The sequence below is a fragment of the Vibrio sp. 1580 genome, from assembly GCF_033340055.1.
In genome coordinates, this window is the sequence record NZ_JAWOVT010000044.1 from 1 (window position 1) to 1,611 (window position 1,611).

The window sequence follows — 1,611 nt, forward strand, 5'->3', positions numbered from 1 at the left end:
CGATTTCAAGGAACAATGCTTGCTGCTCTGAGGACAGTTTTGCATATTTATCCCACTGCATTTGTTTGAGGCTATCACCCAGATACTCTTTTAACTCGTGTAGTTTTGGATCAAGCGTCAAAAAGTCAGATCTCAGCATTGAGTACTCAGTAGGGTAGAGTGAATGCCAGTTAAACTGAGTAGTCAACCAGGGCGCGGAAGAACCACCTGAACCTAAAATGATATTTTTAAGGTTGTCACCGGCTTGCTGTAACAGGTAGGTCTTATCCTGGGTATTGCGCCAGTTGTACAGGTTCACGTATTCAGCAGAGCCATCGTCATAGAGCCTGATGTTGTCAATGTCGACATGTGGCTGCTTATGCAGCCGCTGTAGCATAAGTTTTAGGTTGTCATATGACTTCAGCGTGTTGGTACTGATTGAAACCTTGAGTCTGTGATGATCTTCTGCAAAGGCAGAAATAGCTTCAAGCATTTCTGCCGATGTATGGTTTGACTCAAGTGGGAAGCGACTGATATTCAGTTGCGCCAGATGCTCTTGCGTCGGATTGATACGGCCCCAGGACACATAGCGCTCAGCTGTCGGGTGAGCCTCTGCAGAGGCGATGATGTCCAATACCTGATGTAAAGAGGGGAGAGATGCGTGATCAACATAAACTTCCAGTGATGGAGACACCACGGACACTTTTGCATCGGTTGAGTACTGATCACCATTCTTACTGGTTCCTTTAAACTGGAAGCAATACTCTTCATCGTTGTCCAGTTTTGGAGCGGTAAGTGTCAGATTGACGGTTTGGCTTGTGTCAGAAGGAATAATGGATATCGAACCACATGTTTGAGTCCAGCTGAAACTTTCTAAATCGGGATTGCTGTCGTTTTGAATCGGATTAAGGGTAAATTCTTGATTGTCTATGACATCGAATTTGACGCTGTTGTTGTGGGTCTGATGATCGTCATCAGAGCAGCCTGCGAGAATTGCAGCTGTTAAGAGTAGCCAAGGCTTAACGTCCATTTAGAGGTCCCGATGTGAAAAGGTGAAAACTCCGCATTAAATATTATTTACGACGGCGTTGTCTGTGATGTAAGTAGCAGCTTAAGGCTTAATTGTCTGCAGGGTGAGGTCGTGAACGTTTTTTAAGCAAAATGACGACTAATTTGACGATCCCATTTATTAGCTGTGATCTTATACTCCCTTTTTAGGGAAAGCATCATGCACATCGATCACTTCAAAGAACATTTTCAAACGATTACTGATCTACGCCAAATCCCTAAGGTCACTTACTGCCTCTTCGAAGTCCTTTTGGCTCGCTATGTGCGGTTATTGCTGGTGCGAAAGGTTGGTTTGATATCCGTGAATACATTCTCGGTCATCATAATTGGTTTAAGCGCAATGGCCTGTTTTTACATAGTGTTCCTGTTGATGACACGATTGCTCGAATAATCTCAACGATTGACCCCGAGCATTTCATGAATGCTTCATTAACTGGATGTCATCAATACACACCCTTACCGAAGGTCAAGTGATTGCGATTGATGGCAAAACGCTTCGCGGCTCATATAATCGTGAAGACAGGACGAGCACTATTCATATGATTAGTGCTTATGCGTCGTCCA

1 protein-coding gene and 1 pseudogene are annotated in these 1,611 nt (G+C 44.1%); one reads left to right on the forward strand and one right to left on the reverse strand.

Going from position 1 to position 1,611, the window contains the following annotated elements:
• A partial coding sequence (locus tag R7093_RS23870) for a PKD domain-containing protein (protein WP_318146844.1) occupies positions 1-1,009 on the reverse strand: 1,009 nt, incomplete at its 3' end.
• A gap of 198 nt (positions 1,010-1,207) precedes the next feature.
• Here R7093_RS23870 and R7093_RS23875 point away from each other — a divergent pair.
• Positions 1,208-1,611, forward strand: a pseudogene (locus tag R7093_RS23875) (ISAs1 family transposase); the annotation flags it as partial.